Source organism: Bradyrhizobium pachyrhizi (assembly GCF_001189245.1).
Lineage (GTDB): Bacteria > Pseudomonadota > Alphaproteobacteria > Rhizobiales > Xanthobacteraceae > Bradyrhizobium > Bradyrhizobium pachyrhizi.
Genome location: NZ_LFIQ01000108.1, coordinates 26,476 through 41,511, shown reverse-complemented (window position 1 = coordinate 41,511; position 15,036 = coordinate 26,476). Strand labels below are relative to the sequence as shown.

General features: G+C 64.0%; 14 protein-coding genes. 6 read left to right on the top strand and 8 right to left on the bottom strand.

All coding sequences use genetic code 11. The features are described 5' to 3' along the window. From AKL29_RS27740 to AKL29_RS27725, 4 genes are all read right to left on the bottom strand, one after another. Positions 1–1,156: ABC transporter substrate-binding protein (locus AKL29_RS27740; protein ID WP_244482461.1), on the bottom strand; the 1,156-nt coding region annotated here is incomplete at its 3' end. 195 nt (positions 1,157–1,351) lie between these two features. Beyond that, positions 1,352–1,759 (bottom strand): hypothetical protein, encoded by a 408-nt coding sequence (locus AKL29_RS27735; RefSeq protein ID WP_050386385.1) that lies wholly within the window; start codon positions 1,757–1,759, stop codon positions 1,352–1,354. Positions 1,760–1,862: 103 nt separating this feature from the next. Then, complete coding sequence (locus AKL29_RS27730; protein ID WP_050386367.1) at positions 1,863–2,543, bottom strand: site-2 protease family protein; 681 nt, start codon at positions 2,541–2,543, stop codon at positions 1,863–1,865. Between the two features lie 85 nt (positions 2,544–2,628). Next, positions 2,629–3,531: a DMT family transporter gene (locus AKL29_RS27725; protein ID WP_050386366.1), complete on the bottom strand. Its 903-nt coding sequence runs from the start codon at positions 3,529–3,531 to the stop codon at positions 2,629–2,631. 92 nt (positions 3,532–3,623) lie between these two features. Between AKL29_RS27725 and AKL29_RS27720 the strand changes: the two genes are divergently transcribed. Beyond that, on the top strand, positions 3,624–4,496 hold the full coding sequence (locus tag AKL29_RS27720; RefSeq protein ID WP_050386365.1) for a LysR substrate-binding domain-containing protein: 873 nt from the start codon (positions 3,624–3,626) through the stop codon (positions 4,494–4,496). Here the strand turns inward: AKL29_RS27720 and AKL29_RS27715 are convergent. The 4 genes from AKL29_RS27715 to gntR form a co-directional block, all read right to left on the bottom strand. Then, positions 4,493–5,239 (bottom strand): SDR family NAD(P)-dependent oxidoreductase, encoded by a 747-nt coding sequence (locus AKL29_RS27715; RefSeq protein ID WP_050386364.1) that lies wholly within the window; start codon positions 5,237–5,239, stop codon positions 4,493–4,495. The genes AKL29_RS27720 and AKL29_RS27715 overlap by 4 nt on opposite strands. A gap of 192 nt (positions 5,240–5,431) precedes the next feature. Beyond that, the gene (locus AKL29_RS27710) at positions 5,432–6,166 is read right to left on the bottom strand and encodes an SDR family oxidoreductase (RefSeq protein WP_050386363.1); all 735 of its coding nucleotides are present in this window, start codon (positions 6,164–6,166) and stop codon (positions 5,432–5,434) included. A gap of 113 nt (positions 6,167–6,279) precedes the next feature. Beyond that, the gene (locus AKL29_RS27705) at positions 6,280–8,118 is read right to left on the bottom strand and encodes an IlvD/Edd family dehydratase (RefSeq protein ID WP_050386362.1); all 1,839 of its coding nucleotides are present in this window, start codon (positions 8,116–8,118) and stop codon (positions 6,280–6,282) included. A gap of 210 nt (positions 8,119–8,328) precedes the next feature. Then, positions 8,329–9,357: an HTH-type transcriptional regulator GntR gene (gene gntR / locus AKL29_RS27700; RefSeq protein WP_050386361.1), complete on the bottom strand. Its 1,029-nt coding sequence runs from the start codon at positions 9,355–9,357 to the stop codon at positions 8,329–8,331. A 206-nt stretch (positions 9,358–9,563) separates the two neighbouring features. Between gntR and AKL29_RS27695 the strand changes: the two genes are divergently transcribed. The 5 genes from AKL29_RS27695 to denD all read left to right on the top strand — a co-directional run. Next, positions 9,564–10,631, top strand: a complete 1,068-nt coding sequence (locus AKL29_RS27695) for an ABC transporter ATP-binding protein (protein ID WP_050386360.1) — start codon at positions 9,564–9,566, stop codon at positions 10,629–10,631. 76 nt (positions 10,632–10,707) lie between these two features. After that, the gene (locus tag AKL29_RS27690) at positions 10,708–12,027 is read left to right on the top strand and encodes an ABC transporter substrate-binding protein (protein ID WP_050386359.1); all 1,320 of its coding nucleotides are present in this window, start codon (positions 10,708–10,710) and stop codon (positions 12,025–12,027) included. Between the two features lie 109 nt (positions 12,028–12,136). Beyond that, a complete protein-coding gene (locus AKL29_RS27685; protein WP_050386358.1) occupies positions 12,137–13,096 on the top strand; it encodes a carbohydrate ABC transporter permease in 960 nt (319 codons plus the stop codon). Next, the gene (locus AKL29_RS27680) at positions 13,089–14,012 is read left to right on the top strand and encodes a carbohydrate ABC transporter permease (RefSeq protein ID WP_016847193.1); all 924 of its coding nucleotides are present in this window, start codon (positions 13,089–13,091) and stop codon (positions 14,010–14,012) included. The genes AKL29_RS27685 and AKL29_RS27680 overlap by 8 nt, the downstream gene beginning before the upstream one ends. Positions 14,013–14,064: 52 nt before the next feature. Continuing rightward, positions 14,065–15,036: D-erythronate dehydrogenase (gene denD / locus AKL29_RS27675; RefSeq protein WP_050386384.1), on the top strand; the 972-nt coding region annotated here is incomplete at its 3' end.

Genomic DNA, 15,036 nt, shown 5'->3' with positions numbered 1-15,036 from the left:
TGTAATAGTCCCACGGATATTTCGACTCGGACGGCTTCTTCACCTCGAACAGATAGGCCGGGTGGATCTTGCGGCCGTCGACGCGGATCGAGCCCTTGCCGAACAGGGGATCGTCGGTCGGTAGCTCCTTCATCTTGGCGACCACGGCGCGGCCGTCATGCGGATTGCCGCCGAGCGCTTCCAGCGCCTTGAAATAGTGGATCAGCGACGAATAGACGCCGGCCTGCACCATGGTCGGCGGGTTCTTCTTGAAGCGCTCCATGAAGCGCTTGGAGAAAGCACGGGTCTGGTCGTTCATGTCCCAGTAGAACGTCTCGGTGAAGTTCAGCCCCTGCGCGACGTTGAGGCCGAGCGCGTTGATGTCGGTGATGAACAGCAGCATGCCGGCAAGCCGCTGGCCGCCCGAGACGATGCCGAATTCCGCGGCCTGCTTGATCGCGTTGGTGGTGTCGCCGCCCGCGTTGGCGAGCCCGACGATCTTGGCCTTCGAGCTTTGCGCCTGCAGCAGGAAGGACGAGAAGTCGGCATTGTTGAGCGGATGCTTGACGCTGCCGAGCACCTTGCCGCCATTCGCGGTGACCACCGCCGAGGTGTCGCGCTCGAGCGCCTGGCCGAACGCATAGTCCGCGGTGAGGAAGAACCAGGTGTCGCCGCCGGACTTCACCAGCGCCTTGCCGGTGCCGTTGGCGAGCATGTAGGTGTCATAGACCCAGTGCACCGTGTTCGGCGAACACTGCGCGCCCGTGAGGTCGGACGAGGCGGAGCCCGAGTTCAGGTTGACGACATTCTTTTCCTTCGAAAGGTTGGCAATCGCGAGCCCGACATTGGAGGCTGCGAGATCGACGAACACGTCGACCTTCTCGACATCGATCCACTGCTTGCCGATGTTGACCGCGACATCGGGCTTGTTCTGATGATCGGCCGAGATCAGATCGATCTTCCAGCCCTTCGCCAGCAGCCCGGAATCCTCGATCGCCATCTGCGCCGCCACCGTCGAGCCGGGACCACCGATATCCTGATAGAGGCCGGACTGATCGCCGAGCGCGCCGACCTTGGCGACCTTGTCCATCGTCTGCGCCGACGCACCGCCGCAGAACGCAAGACTCGTGGTCATGACCAGGGCCGTCGTGACCGAGGCTGCAATGGAACGCTTCATCTTCCCTCCAGTATGATTTTGCTTTTTGAGTTCCGCATTATGCCCGGCATCGGGCGCATCGCCTAGGGCGCTGGCGTGATCGCTCGCGCGCGATATTCCACGCCACGGCGGTTGCGCAGCCGGTGACGCGCGACGGGATGCCGCGGCGTGCGGAGGTCGATCATCAAACGCGGATAGGGTGAAGCGCGGACGGCGCTATTTCCAGTAGTACCGGATCGCGACGTAGACCACGACGAGGCAGGCGAAGATCAGTGCCACCGGCATCGAACGCTTGGCGTTCGGGTCGGAGGTGCTCGCCTTCTTGGCGGGCAGGCGGCGGAACGTCGTGACGTTGCCATTGTCGGCGACGGGCTCGCGCGAGCGCGCCGGAACCTCCGGCGCTTTGCCGGCGCCGCCCATCTCGACATAATAGGTGCGGTACATCTCCTGGATGGTTGCCTCGCCGGCGTCGGCTTCGCTCATCTGTCCCAGCAGCTTGTTGTAAATGGCCAGGAAATTCTGCGCCTCGGGCGGTAGGGCGGAGGCGCCGTTCAGCTTCGCCATCATCTTCCAGGTCGCAAAGTCGGCCCGCGCGCGGGTGTCGGCGCGTCGTGCAATCAGCATATCGGCAGCTTTGATCACCATGGCCTCGAAGCGTTCCTGTCCTCAACGCGCGACCCGGAAAAATGGCTACCGGTTTTTCGATCGGGTCGTGCGCAGATCAAGGCTATGTGTTTTCGGTAATGAGGAGAAGGGCGTTGATTACATAGCCGGTCAGAGTTCGCAGTATCGTTGAAATAACATCAAGATTTAGGCCGACCTGCTGGCCGATCACCGGCAGCAGGATCAACAGCCCGATCAGGATCAGCATGCCGTAGGGCTCCAGCCGGGCGAGCGGGATCGCCAGCGGCCGCGGCAACAGCCCGACTGCGACCCGGCCGCCGTCCAGCGGCGGGATCGGCATCATGTTGAAGATCGCGAGCACGATGTTGATCAGGAAGGCGTTTTTCAGGTTGTCCGCGGTCCATTTTGCGGCATCGGCGGGCACCAGTGGCAGCGCGTGGAATGCCAGCGCCGCGGCGATCGCCAGGATGATGTTGGTGGCCGGGCCGGCCAGCGCCACCCACACCATGTCGAGCTTGGGATGATTGAGCTTGCGGAAGTTCACCGGCACCGGCTTGGCGTAGCCGAATAGGAACGGCGAATGCGCGAACAGCAGCACCGCAGGCAGGATCAGCGTGCCGAACGGATCGATGTGCTTCAGCGGGTTGAAGCTGACGCGGCCGAGCTGCCAGGCGGTGTCATCGCCAAGCCGATGCGCGACGAAGCCGTGCGCGGCTTCGTGAAACGTGATCGCAATGACCACCGGCAATACCCAGACGGAGATGTCATAGAGGGAGATGTTCAATGGCGTGCCGCCTCGGGTTCGCTGGGACCGGACCTCAGGCTAGCACGGATTCGCTGAAGGCCTTGCTGGCGAGCGTTGCCGCAGGTCAGCGCATGTCGGGGGCGACCGCGTGCGCCAGCGGCGGCTGGGTGGTCGCGATCCAGATGCCGACAAAAACGGTGACGATGCCGGCCACCAGATTCCAACTCAGCGGCTCGCCGAGCAGAGCGGCGCCGACCAGCGATGCCGCGATCGGATTGATTGTGACCGAGATCGCCACCCGGGTCGGCGTCGTCCGCTCCAGCGCGAGGGCCCAGAGATAGAAGGTGAGCGCGGCGCCGAAGGCGCCGAGATAGATCGCGCCGAACCATTGCGGCGCGCCGAAATCGGCAACCGGCGCAAAACTGCCGCGCAGCAGCGACGCTGTTATGAGGACAACAGACCCGGCCGCCATCGCGAGCGTGGTGAAGGGGATCGGGCCGGAGCGGCGGATATAGGGTTTTGACCAGATGCTGTAGAGCGCCATGCACAGCGCGGCTGCGACCATCAAGAGGTCGCCGCGCCAGGCGCCGGGTGGCGCCGTGGCGAGGCCGGAGAGCAGCGCCATCGAGACGCCGAGGATGGTGATCAGGACGCCTGCGGTTTTGCGTGCGGTGAGCGCTTCGGCGCCCAGCGCTGCGCCGACCAGCATGGTCAGCAGCGGCAGTGTCGACAGCGCGAGCGCGCCGCGCGCGGCGGTGGTGAAGATCAATGAGGCGTTGAACAGGACCGGAAACGCCGCAAAGAACAGCAGGCCGAGGCCGGCAACGCCGAGCCAGTCGTGCCGCGTCGGCCAGCTCCGGTGTTGCAGCAGTGCCGGCGGCAGCAGCAGCAGGACGCCGATGCCGAAGCGGAACGCGCCGATCGCCAGCGGGTCGATGGCGCCGACCAGAAACCGCGTCGCCCCGATCGAAGTGCCGCCGAGCGCGCTCGATGCCACCGCCGCCAACACCCCCCAGATCTCGCCCATTCCGTTCGCCCCTTGGTTTTGCTTGCACAATCTAGGGATGGGGACATAATCAGGGAATGGAATAGATTTGATCAACTAAATCACAGATCGTTATGAACGCGCCCATCATGGACCCGGATCTTCTGCAGGCCTTTGTCGCGGTGGCGGAGCATCGCTCCTTCACCCGCGCGGCCTCGGCGCTGAACCGGACCCAATCCGCCGTCAGCATGCAGGTGAAGCGGCTAGAAGAGCGGCTGCAGGCCGAACTGTTTCACCGCAGCACGTCAAGTGTCGACCTGAGTGCGGCAGGCGAGGGATTGCTCGGCTATGCCCGCCGCATCCTGAGCCTCAACGCGGAGGCGGTCGGCCGGGTGCGCGCGCACGGCACGGATGGGCGGGTTCGCCTCGGCGTGATGGACGACTATGGGACGATGATCGTCCCGCCGCTGCTCAAGGACTTCATCGCCGGCTATCCGCTGATCCATGTCGAGATGGAGACGGGGCTGACGTCGACAATGACCGATCGGCTCGGCGAAGCCTATGACCTCGTGATCGCGATGCACCCTGAGGGACGCGGCGAGGGCGAGTTGCTGCGCACCGAGCCGGCGGTGTGGGCCGCGAGCGCCGCGCATCGCGTCGAGGAGCTCGATCCGCTGCCGGTCGCGCTCTATCCGCAGGGCTGCTTGTTCCGGAGCTGGGCGATGCAGGCGCTGGACCAGGCGAACCGGCCGTGGCGGCTCGCCTTTGTCAGCCACGGCCTGTCCGCGGTCGAGGCGATCGCGGCGCAGGGCCTCGCCGTGACCGTGGTCAAGTCGGGGACGTTTCCGCCGACGCTGCGTCGGCTGACCGCGCGCGACGGCATGCCGCAGCTGCCGCGGGCCGAGATACGGCTACATCGCGCGCAAAACCTGTCGCACGCGGCGTCACTCCTGGCCGATCATCTCGTCGCGGCGCTGCGGCAGCCGGCGAGGCGAGCGGCGAGCTAATAGGTCGCGCGGCCGCCGGAGATGTCGAACACCGCGCCGGTGGAGAAGGCGCAATCCTCCGACGCCAGCCATGCCACCATCGAGGCGAGCTCCTCGACCTGCACGAACCGGGCCTTCGGGATCTTCGACAGCATGAAGTCGATGTGCGCTTGCGTCATCTGGTCGAAGATCGCGGTCTTCGCTGCAGCCGGCGTCACCGCATTGACCAGGACGTCGTGCTGCGCGAGCTCCTTGCCGAGCGATTTGGTGAGCGCGATCAGGCCCGCCTTGGACGACGAATAATGCGCGGCGTTCGGATTGCCTTCCTTGCCGGCGATCGAGGCAATGTTGACGATGCGGCCGTATTTCTGGCCGATCATGGTCGGCACGATCGCCTTGCAGCAGATGAAGGGACCCTCGAGATTGATGCGCATCACCCTGCGCCAGTCGTTGAGATCGGTTTCCCATACCGGTTTGTTGGCTCCGGTGATACCGGCGTTGTTGACGAGAATGTCGATCTTGCCAAACGCGCGCAGCGTTTGATCACGCGCGGCGTCGACCGCGTCGGGATTGGTGACGTCGGTCTTGATCGCGATCACGTTCTCGCCGATCGCCCGCGCGGTCTTCTCGGCCAGCGGCTGGTCGAAATCCCAGATCGCGACTTTGGCGCCCGACGCGACAAAGCGCTCGGTGATGGCGCGGCCAAATCCCTGCGCGCCGCCGGTGACGACGGCACAGCGCCCGTTCAGATCGATCTTGTTCATTGCTTTGTCCTTTGACGTTTTCCTCAGATGCTGCCGCGGCGGAAGTCGGCTCCCTCGCTCCGCTGTTGCGGGGAGAGGAGTGGGGTGAGGGGTTGTCTCCACATGCGTTGGCGGAGATGTCGTGCCTTGCCCCTCACCGGGATTGCTTCGCAATCCGACCTCTCCTCGCAGAAGAGCGGGGAGAGGTTAGAGTTAAAGCGTCCAGCCGCCGTCGATCACGTGGGCGACGCCTGTCGTGAACGAGCTTTCGTCGCTGGCAAGATAGACGGCGAGCGCGGCGATTTCCTCGGCGGTGCCGAGCCGGCCCATCGGCTGGCGCGCAACGAACATCTCGCGTCCCTGAGGGCCGGCAGCCGCCGCACGCTCAAGCATCGAAGGCGTCTCGATGGTGCCGGGGCAGATGCAGTTGCAGCGGATGCCCCTGGCGATGAAGTCGGCCGCGACCGAGCGCGTCAGTGCCGCGACCGCGGCCTTGGTGGCGCTATAGACGTAGCGGTTCGGCGCCGCCTTCACCGCGCCGGCGGCGGAGGCGATGTTGACGATGGCGCCGCCGCCCTGCGCCAGCATGCCGGGCAGGAAAGCGCGCGTGGTGCGGTGCATCGACTTGACGTTGAGGTCGAAGGAGAAGTCCCAGTCGTCGTCCGAGCACTCCAGGGCGGTGCCGTGATGCACGAAGCCCGCGGCATTGAGCAGGATGTCGGTCTTGCCGGCGCGTTTTGCCATTGCCTCGACGGCTGCGGTGTCGCGCACGTCGAGCTTCGCAACCTCGGCGACGCCTTCCTGCTTGAGCAGCGCAAGTTTGCCTTCGTCGATATCGGTCGCGAACACGGTCGCGCCCTCGCGGGCAAAGGCCAGCGCGCAGGCGCGGCCGATGCCGACGGCCGCTGCGGTTACGAATGCGCGTTTGCCCTTCAGGCGGTCTGACATGCGTTTCTTCCTTCTTTGGCGATTTGGCGTGTCATGCGCGGGCTTGACCCGCGCATCCATCTTCCGAGGAACGATGGCTTGCCGGGTCGCGCCCGGCAATGACGGTTTGCGTCCTAGTGATTATCGCGCGCCACGCCGACCCTGCCGGCGATGTCGTGGTAGCGCGTCGCGAGCTCGAGGCAGGCGCCGGTCGCATGCTGGCCGACGGTCTTGCGGTAGAGCTCCTGCCACGGCGTCTGGTTGGCCGGATGCGGGAAGCCGCCCTTGGCCTTCAGCTCGGCGCGGCGGGTGCGCAGCTCATCCTCCGAGATCATGATGTTGGCGCTGCCCTTGTTGAGGTCGATGCGCACCTTGTCGCCGGTCCTCAGGATCGCGAGCCCGCCATCGGCCGCGGCCTCGGGCGAGGCGTTGAGGATCGAGGGCGAGCCCGAGGTGCCGGACTGCCTTCCGTCGCCGATGCAGGGCAGGGACAGGATGCCGCGTTTGATCAGCGCGGCGGGCGGCTGCATGTTCACCACCTCGGCGCCGCCGGGATAGCCGATCGGGCCGGTGCCGCGGACGAACAGGATGCAGTGCTCATCGATGTCGAGCGCGGGATCCTCGATGCGGTCGTGATAATCCTCCGGCCCCTCGAACACGATGGCGCGGCCCTCGAAGGCATTGAGGTCCTTCTGATTGGACAGGTACCGATCGCGGAATTCCTTCGAGATCACGCTGGTCTTCATGATCGCGGAGTCGAACAGATTGCCGCGCAGCACGATGAAGCCGGCGTCCTTCACCAGCGGCTTGTCGTAGCCCCAGATCACGTCGCCGTCGGGCGCAGGTGCTTCCTTGCAGTTCTCGCCCATGGTGCGGCCGTTGACGGTGAGGGCGCCTTCGTGGATGCGCTTGTGCTTGATCAGCTCGCGCAGCACCGAGGGCACGCCGCCGGCGCGGTGATATTCCTCGCCGAGGTAGAAGCCGGCCGGCTGCATGTTCACCAGCAGCGGGACGTCATGGCCGTATTTCTGCCAGTCGTCGATCGACAGCTCGACGCCGACATGGCGCGCCAGGGCATTGATATGGATCGGCGCATTGGTCGAGCCGCCGATCGCGGAGTTGACCACGATGCAGTTCTCGAACGCCTCGCGCGTCAGGAAGTCCGACGGTTTCAAATCCTCCCAGACCATGTCGACGATGCGTTTTCCCGTCTCATAGGCGATCTGGCCGCGCTCGCGATACGGCGCCGGGATCGCCGCGCAGCCCGGCAGCGAGAAGCCGAGCGCTTCCGCGAGCGAGTTCATGGTGGAGGCGGTGCCCATCGTGTTGCAATGGCCGACCGAGGGGGCCGAGGAGGCCACGATCTCGATGAATTGCTCATAGTCGATCTCGCCGGCGGCGAGCCGTTCGCGCGCCTTCCACACCACGGTGCCGGAGCCGGTGCGCTGGCCTTCGTGCCAGCCGTTCAGCATCGGGCCGCCCGACAGCACGATCGCCGGCAGGTTGACGGTCGCCGCCGCCATCATGCAGGCCGGCGTGGTCTTGTCGCAGCCGGTGGTCAGCACCACGCCGTCGAGCGGATAGCCGAACAACACCTCGACCAGGCCGAGATAGGCGAGGTTGCGGTCGAGCGCCGCGGTCGGGCGCTTGCCGGTCTCCTGGATCGGATGGGTGGGAAACTCCATGGCGATGCCGCCGGCGGCGCGGATGCCCTCGCGGACGCGGTGCGCGAGCTCGAGGTGATGCCGATTGCAGGGCGACAGGTCGTTGCCGGTCTGCGCGATGCCGATGATCGGCTTGCCGGACTGCAATTCCTCTCGCGTCAGGCCGTAGTTGAGATAGCGCTCGAGATAGAGCGCTGTCATGCCCGGATTGTGCGGGTTGTCGAACCATTCCTGGGAGCGGAGCCTGCGGCCCTTGCCCTTGCTGGTCGCGCCTGCGGCGTCGTGCCCGTTGGTGGGGGATTTTGTCATTGATTTCTCCCGCAATGCAAACTGGTGGGCCCATTCAAGGGCTCTGGTTCAACGTCGTTTCTACCTTGCGCAAATCGTCGTGCATTACAAACCCGACCGATCACGCACAGGTGTTTCGTGTGATGGATTGGACCTTAGTTGAAGGGTCTTGGTTGCGCTATCATTTTATCATTTTTCGCGTCCCTTATGACGGGCAGCTGCCGGGCGACGTCAATTGCGTCGCGCCGAGCTTTGCCGTTCCATGACACTGAAGCCGAGATCGACGACGGGTTCGGCGGGCCGGCGCCCTTCCAGCGTCTCGATAACCATCACGGCAGCGTTTCTGCCCATTTCGTATCGATTGGTGCGCACGCTGCTCAAGGTCGGCTCGCTCGACGCCATGAATTCGAGGTCATTGAAGCCGACGATCGCTATCTGCTCCGGCACCGCCATGTGCCGGCGCTTGCATTCGAACAGCGCGCCGAGCGCAAGGTCGTCATTGACGCAGAACACCGCATCGATGTCGGGCGCCTTGGCGAGCAGGTCGGCAAACAGCGTCCCGCCGAGCGTGACCGAGGTTGGGATCGCCGTTGTCACAATAAGCTGTGGATCGAACAGCCCAGTGTCGGTCATCGCGGAGCGATAACCGTCGAGCCGGCGCTGCACCCGCGGATCCATCCGCGCGCCGAGGAATCCGATCCGCCGGTAGCCTTGCGCGAGCAGGTGGGCGATGGCCGCTTTTGCGGCGTCAAAATGCGAGAATCCGATCATCATGTCGATCGGGGAGGGACCGACCTCCATGATTTGGACGATCGGACAATCGACCGTCTCCATGATGCGGCGGGAATCGGCGGTCTGGTTGATGCCGGTAATGATCAGCCCGGCGGGCTTCTGTGCCAGAAACAGACGCAGCAGGCGCTCTTCCTGCAGGATGCTGTAGCGGGTGTTGGCGAGCTGAATGCTGTAGCGGCTGCCGTCGAGCGCATCATAGATGCCGCGAAGCACGTCGGAGAACACGTTGTTGGTCAGCGACGGGATCAGGACACCGATCACCTCGGTGCGCTGCGACGCAAGCGCGCGTGCCGCGAGATTGGGCACGTAGCCGAGCTCTTTTGCCGCACTTTCGACCCGCGCGCGCTTGCCGGCCGAAAGTGCTTCCGGATTCCTGAAGAACCGTGAGGCCGTAATCGGACTGACACCGGCGAGCTTCGCGACTTCGGCGAGCCGGATCTTGCCTGGCGTGATGCGCTTTCGGGCCATTTGCCGCTCATATCACGACGTTCGTCGCAGACAAACTGATATTGACAGCGCTACCAAGCGATTGCTAATCGAACGATTGCCAAAACCGGATAAACTGCGGACAATAACGCCAGTCCAACAGCGCCGCGCACCCAGCGCGGCCGGAACAAAACAGAGCGGTGGCGGCACTCGTCGTACGTCGTCGGGAACTTGAGGGAGGGAAGTGGATGTCGTCGGTCCAGATTCGCGACGTGCGGAAATCGTTCGGCAATTTTGAGGTTCTGCACGGCGTGTCGATCCCGATCGAGGACGGCGAGTTCGTCGTTCTGGTCGGCCCCTCCGGCTGCGGCAAGTCGACCCTGCTGCGCATGCTGGCGGGGCTCGAGAATATCACCTCCGGCACGATCTCGATCGGTGACCGCGTCGTCAACAATGTCCAGCCCAAAGAGCGCGACATTGCGATGGTGTTCCAGAACTACGCGCTCTACCCGCACATGACGGTTGCCGACAACATGGGCTTCTCGCTCAAGCTGCGCGGCGCCAAGCCCGAAGAGATCTCGACCGGCGTCAAGCGCGCTGCGGAAATCCTCGCACTGACGCCGCTGCTCGAGCGCTATCCTCGCCAGCTTTCGGGTGGCCAGCGCCAGCGCGTCGCGATGGGCCGCGCCATCGTGCGCGATCCCCAGGTGTTCCTGTTCGACGAGCCGCTGTCGAACCTCGACGCCAAGCTGCGTGTTGCGATGCGCACCGAGATCAAGGAGCTGCACCAGCGGCTGAAGACCACGACCGTCTACGTCACCCACGACCAGATCGAGGCCATGACCATGGCCGACAAGATCGTGGTGATGCATGACGGCATCGTCGAGCAGATGGGCTCGCCGCTCGAGCTCTATGACACGCCGGCGAACCAGTTCGTGGCTGGTTTCATCGGTTCGCCGGCGATGAATTTCCTCAAGGGCAATGTGAAGGTGAACGGCGCCGCCTATTTCGAGGGACCGAACGGCGTCAGGCTGCCGCTGAAATCGGCGCCGGCCAATTCCGACGGCCAACCCGCGGTCTACGGCGTGCGGCCCGAGCACTTCACCATCGCCGATGACGGCGCCGAGGCCGAGATCGTGGTCGTCGAGCCGACCGGCTCGGAGACCCAGGTGTTCGCCAAGCTCGGCGGCGAGCAGGTCGTCGCCGTGTTCCGCGAGCGCCATCTGTTCAACCCAGGCGACAAGGTTCGGCTCAAGCCGGATCCGTCGCTGGTCCATCTGTTCGACGATTCGACGGGGAAACGACTGAACAGCTGACGGACCGATCGATCTTAATGGCCGACCAACAGGCCAGATCAAAAACAATAAAAACACAATCATAGGGAGAAGGACGATGCACGATTTTACTCGCCGCTCGCTACTTCAGGGCGGCACGGCGCTGGCTGCAACCGGCATGCTCACAGGGCCGGCGCTGTTTGACTTCGCCAAGGCCTGGGCGCAGAGCGCGCCCTGGAAGGCGGAGCCCGGCGCCAAGCTCACCGTGATGCGCTGGAAGCGCTTCGTGCCGTCGGAAGACGATGCGTTCAACGCCATGGTCGCAGCCTTCAAGTCGGCGACCGGCACCGAGATGAATGTGTTCTCGGAATCCTTCGAGGACGTGCAGCCGAAAGCCTCCGTCGCCGCCAACACCGGTTCGGGCCTCGATCTGGCCTGGGGCCTGCACACGCTGCCGCAGCTGTTTCCGACCAAGGTCCTCCCGATGAACGACGTTGCCGATTATCTCGGCAAGAAGTACGGCGGGTGGACCGAGGCTGCCGCCACAACCTGCAAGAAGGGCAATGACTGGCTCGGCATTCCTGTCGCGACCGTCGGCGGCTATTTGACCTACCGCAAGTCGGCGGTTGAGAAGGCCGGCTTCAAGCAGGTGCCGTCCGACTTCCCGGCCTATCTCGAACTGTGCAAGGCGCTGAAGAAGAACAACACGCCGGCCGGATTCGCGCTTGGCCATGCCACCGGCGACGCCAATGCCTGGGTGCACAACATCCTCTGGGGCCACAATGCCTGGACCGTCGACAAGGACGACAAGGTCATCATCAACTCGCCGGAGACGATGAAGGCGCTGGAATATGCCAAGGCGCTGTCGGAGACCTTCATTCCGGGTGTCGCATCCTGGAACGACTCCTCCAACAACAAGGCGTTCCTGTCTGGCGAACTATTCCTGACCTCGAACGGCATCTCGATCTACATCGCCGCCAAGGACGACCCGAGCAAGAAGGAGCTCGCGGACGATATCGACCACGCGCTGTGGCCGGTCGGGCCGATCGGCAAGCCGACCGAGCTGCAGCTCGCGGTTCCGATCCTCGCGTTCAACTTTACGAAGTATCCGAACGCGGCAAAGGCTTTCGTCGCCTTCATGCTGGAGAAGGAGAATTACGACAAGTGGCTGACCGGCGCGCGGGGCTATCTGACCCATACGCTGAACGCCTACGACTCGGCTCCGGTGTGGACCGCCGATCCGAAGAACGCGGTGTTCGGCCAGGCCTCGAAGCGCGCGCTGCCGGCCTCCGGCATCGGCACGCCCGGCGAGAAGGCCGCGACCGCGATCGCCGACTTCATCGTGGTCGACATGTTCGCGAACTACTGCACCGGTGCCAAGGACGGCAAGGCCGCGATGGCGGAAGCCGAACGGCAGCTGAAGCGCATCTATCGCTGATGTGATGGCCGCGGGCGGCGGAGCGCCGCCGCCCGCGTCATCATTGGAATGCCATCATTGGAATATTGCGTAGTCATGCTCAATCCGTTGAGCAATCGGGACATCGCCTATGGCTGACATCGCCCTTGCGCCGCGACGTGCGAAAACCGAAATCCGCGAAGCGACCGCCTGGGATCAGCTCCGCCATAACAAGAACTGGCTCGGCTTCTGGTTCATGTTGCCGGCGCTGGCGTTCCTGATCTTCTTCCTGGCCTATCCGCTGGGGCTCGGCATCTGGCTGTCCTTCACCGACACCCGCATCGGCCGCGTCGGTCATTTCATCGGCACCGAGAACTATGAATGGCTGTGGGACGACGCCATCTTCTGGCTGTCGGTCTTCAACACGCTGCTATACACCTTCATCGCGAGCGCCGTGAAGTTCGCGGTCGGGCTCTATTTGGCGCTGCTGCTCAACGAGCGCATGCCGTTCAAGGCGCTGTTGCGCGCCGCGGTGCTGATCCCCTTCATCGTGCCAACCGTGCTGTCGGCGCTGGCGTTCTGGTGGATCTTCGATTCCCAGTTCTCGATCATCTCCTGGTCGCTGAAGCACCTTGGCCTGATCACCCAGAACATCAATTTCCTCGGCGATACCACCTGGGCCCGGATCTGCGTGATCTTCGCCAATATCTGGCGCGGCGTGCCGTTCGTCGCGATCACGCTGCTGGCGGGCCTGCAAACCGTGCAGCCTTCGCTGTATGAGGCGGCGACGTTGGATGGCGCTTCACGCTGGCAGATGTTCCGTTACATCACCTATCCCTTGCTGACGCCGATCATCGCCGTCGTGATGACGTTCTCGGTGCTGTTCACCTTCACCGACTTCCAGCTGATCTGGGCGATGACCCGCGGCGGCCCGGTCAACGCCACTCATTTGATGGCGACGCTGTCGTATCAGCGCGCGATCATCGCGGGGCAGCTGGGCGAGGGCGCCGCGATCTCGAGCGCGATGATCCCGTTCCTGCTCGCCGCGATCATGGTGTCATGGTTCGGCCTGCAACGCAGGAAGTGGCAGCAGGGAGAGAGCAATGACTGATCTTCCCGCCTCCAAGGTCGACCTCAAGAGCATCCTGTCGACGCCGTCGCGCGTCGACAACAGCGAGGGCATGAGCTACCTGCAATCGGTGCCCCGGCGGATCGTGACGCTCTACATCCCGCTGTCGATCATCGTGATCATCCTGCTGTTCCCGTTCTATTGGATGGGGCTGACGGCGATCAAGCCGGACGAGCAACTGCTCGACCTCGACAAGTACAATCCGTTCTGGACCTGGAATCCGACCTTCAAGCACATCCACAAGCTGCTGTTCGAGAGCTACTATCCGCATTGGCTCTGGAACACGATGTATGTGGCGGTGGGCGCCACCGTGCTGTCGATTATCGCGAGCGTGCTCGCGGCCTATGCGATCGTGCGGCTGCGCTACAAGGGCGCCAACGTCGTCGGCGGCCTGATCTTCCTGGCCTATCTGGTGCCGCCGTCGATCCTGTTCATTCCGCTCGCGACCGTCGTGTTCCAGTACGGCCTGTTCGACTCGCCCCTGGCGCTGATCCTGACCTATCCGACGATCCTGATTCCGTTCTCGACCTGGCTGTTGATGGGCTATTTCAAGACCATTCCGTTCGAACTCGAGGAATGCGCACTGATCGACGGCGCCAGCCGCTGGCAGATCCTGATCAAGATCGTGCTGCCGCTCGCCGTCCCCGGCCTGATCTCGGCCTTCATCTTCTGCTTCACCCTGTGCTGGAACGAATTCATCTATGCGCTGACGTTCCTGCAATCGACCCCGAACAAGACCGTGCCGGTCGCCATCGTCAACGAATTCGTTGACGGTGACATCTATCGCTGGGGGTCCCTGATGGCAGGGGCGCTATGCGGCTCGCTGCCGCTGGTTATTCTTTACGCGTTCTTCGTAGAGCATTATGTCTCGGCGATGACGGGTGCCGTGAAGGAATGAGCGCGCAAGGCCCGCAGCTGAATTCGAACAAGACAAGAAAAGGAGCAGGGTCGTGCACATTCTGATTCTGGGCGCCGCCGGCATGGTCGGCCGCAAGCTGACCAAGCGTCTCTTGCGCGAGGGCCGCCTCGGCAAGCAGGAGATCACCCGGATGACGCTGCAGGACGTGGTCGCGCCGGCCAAGCCTGCGAACGCCTCGATCCCCGTCAATGTGGTCGCATCCGATTTCGCCGATGCCGGGGCCGCGGCGCCACTGATCGCCGAACGTCCCGAGGTGATCTTCCATCTCGCCGCGATCGTCTCGGGCGAGGCGGAAGCCGAGTTCGACAAGGGCTACCGGATCAACCTCGACGGCACCCGCTATCTGATCGACGCCATCCGCGCCGTCGGCGGCGGCTACAAGCCGCGGCTGGTGTTCACGTCCTCGATCGCGGTATTCGGCGCGCCGTTCCCCGAGAAGATCGGCGACGAGTTCTTCCACACGCCGCTGACGAGCTACGGTACGCAGAAGTCGATCTGCGAGCTCCTGATCAACGATTACACCCGCAAGGGCCTGCTCGACGGGATATCGATCCGCCTGCCGACAATCTGCGTGCGTCCGGGCAAGCCGAACAAGGCGGCGTCCGGCTTCTTCTCCAACATCATCCGCGAGCCGCTGGCGGGTGAGGAGGCGGTGCTGCCGGTCTCCGAGGACGTCCGGCACTGGCACGCCTCGCCGAAATCGGCGGTCGGCTTTCTGGTCCACGCCGGCACCATGGATCTCAATGCGATGGGGCCGCGGCGCAATCTCAGCATGCCCGGGATGTCCGTCACCGTCGGCGAGCAGATCGCGTCGCTAGAGCGCGTCGCCGGCAAGAACGTTACCGCGCGGATCAAGCGGGTGCCTGATCCGACCATCATCAGCATCGTCTCGGGCTGGCCGCGCGATTTCGCCACCGACCGCGCGCTGAAGCTTGGATTCACCACGGCCGAGAAGACGTTCGACGACATCATCCGGATCCATATCGAGGACGAACTCGGCGGC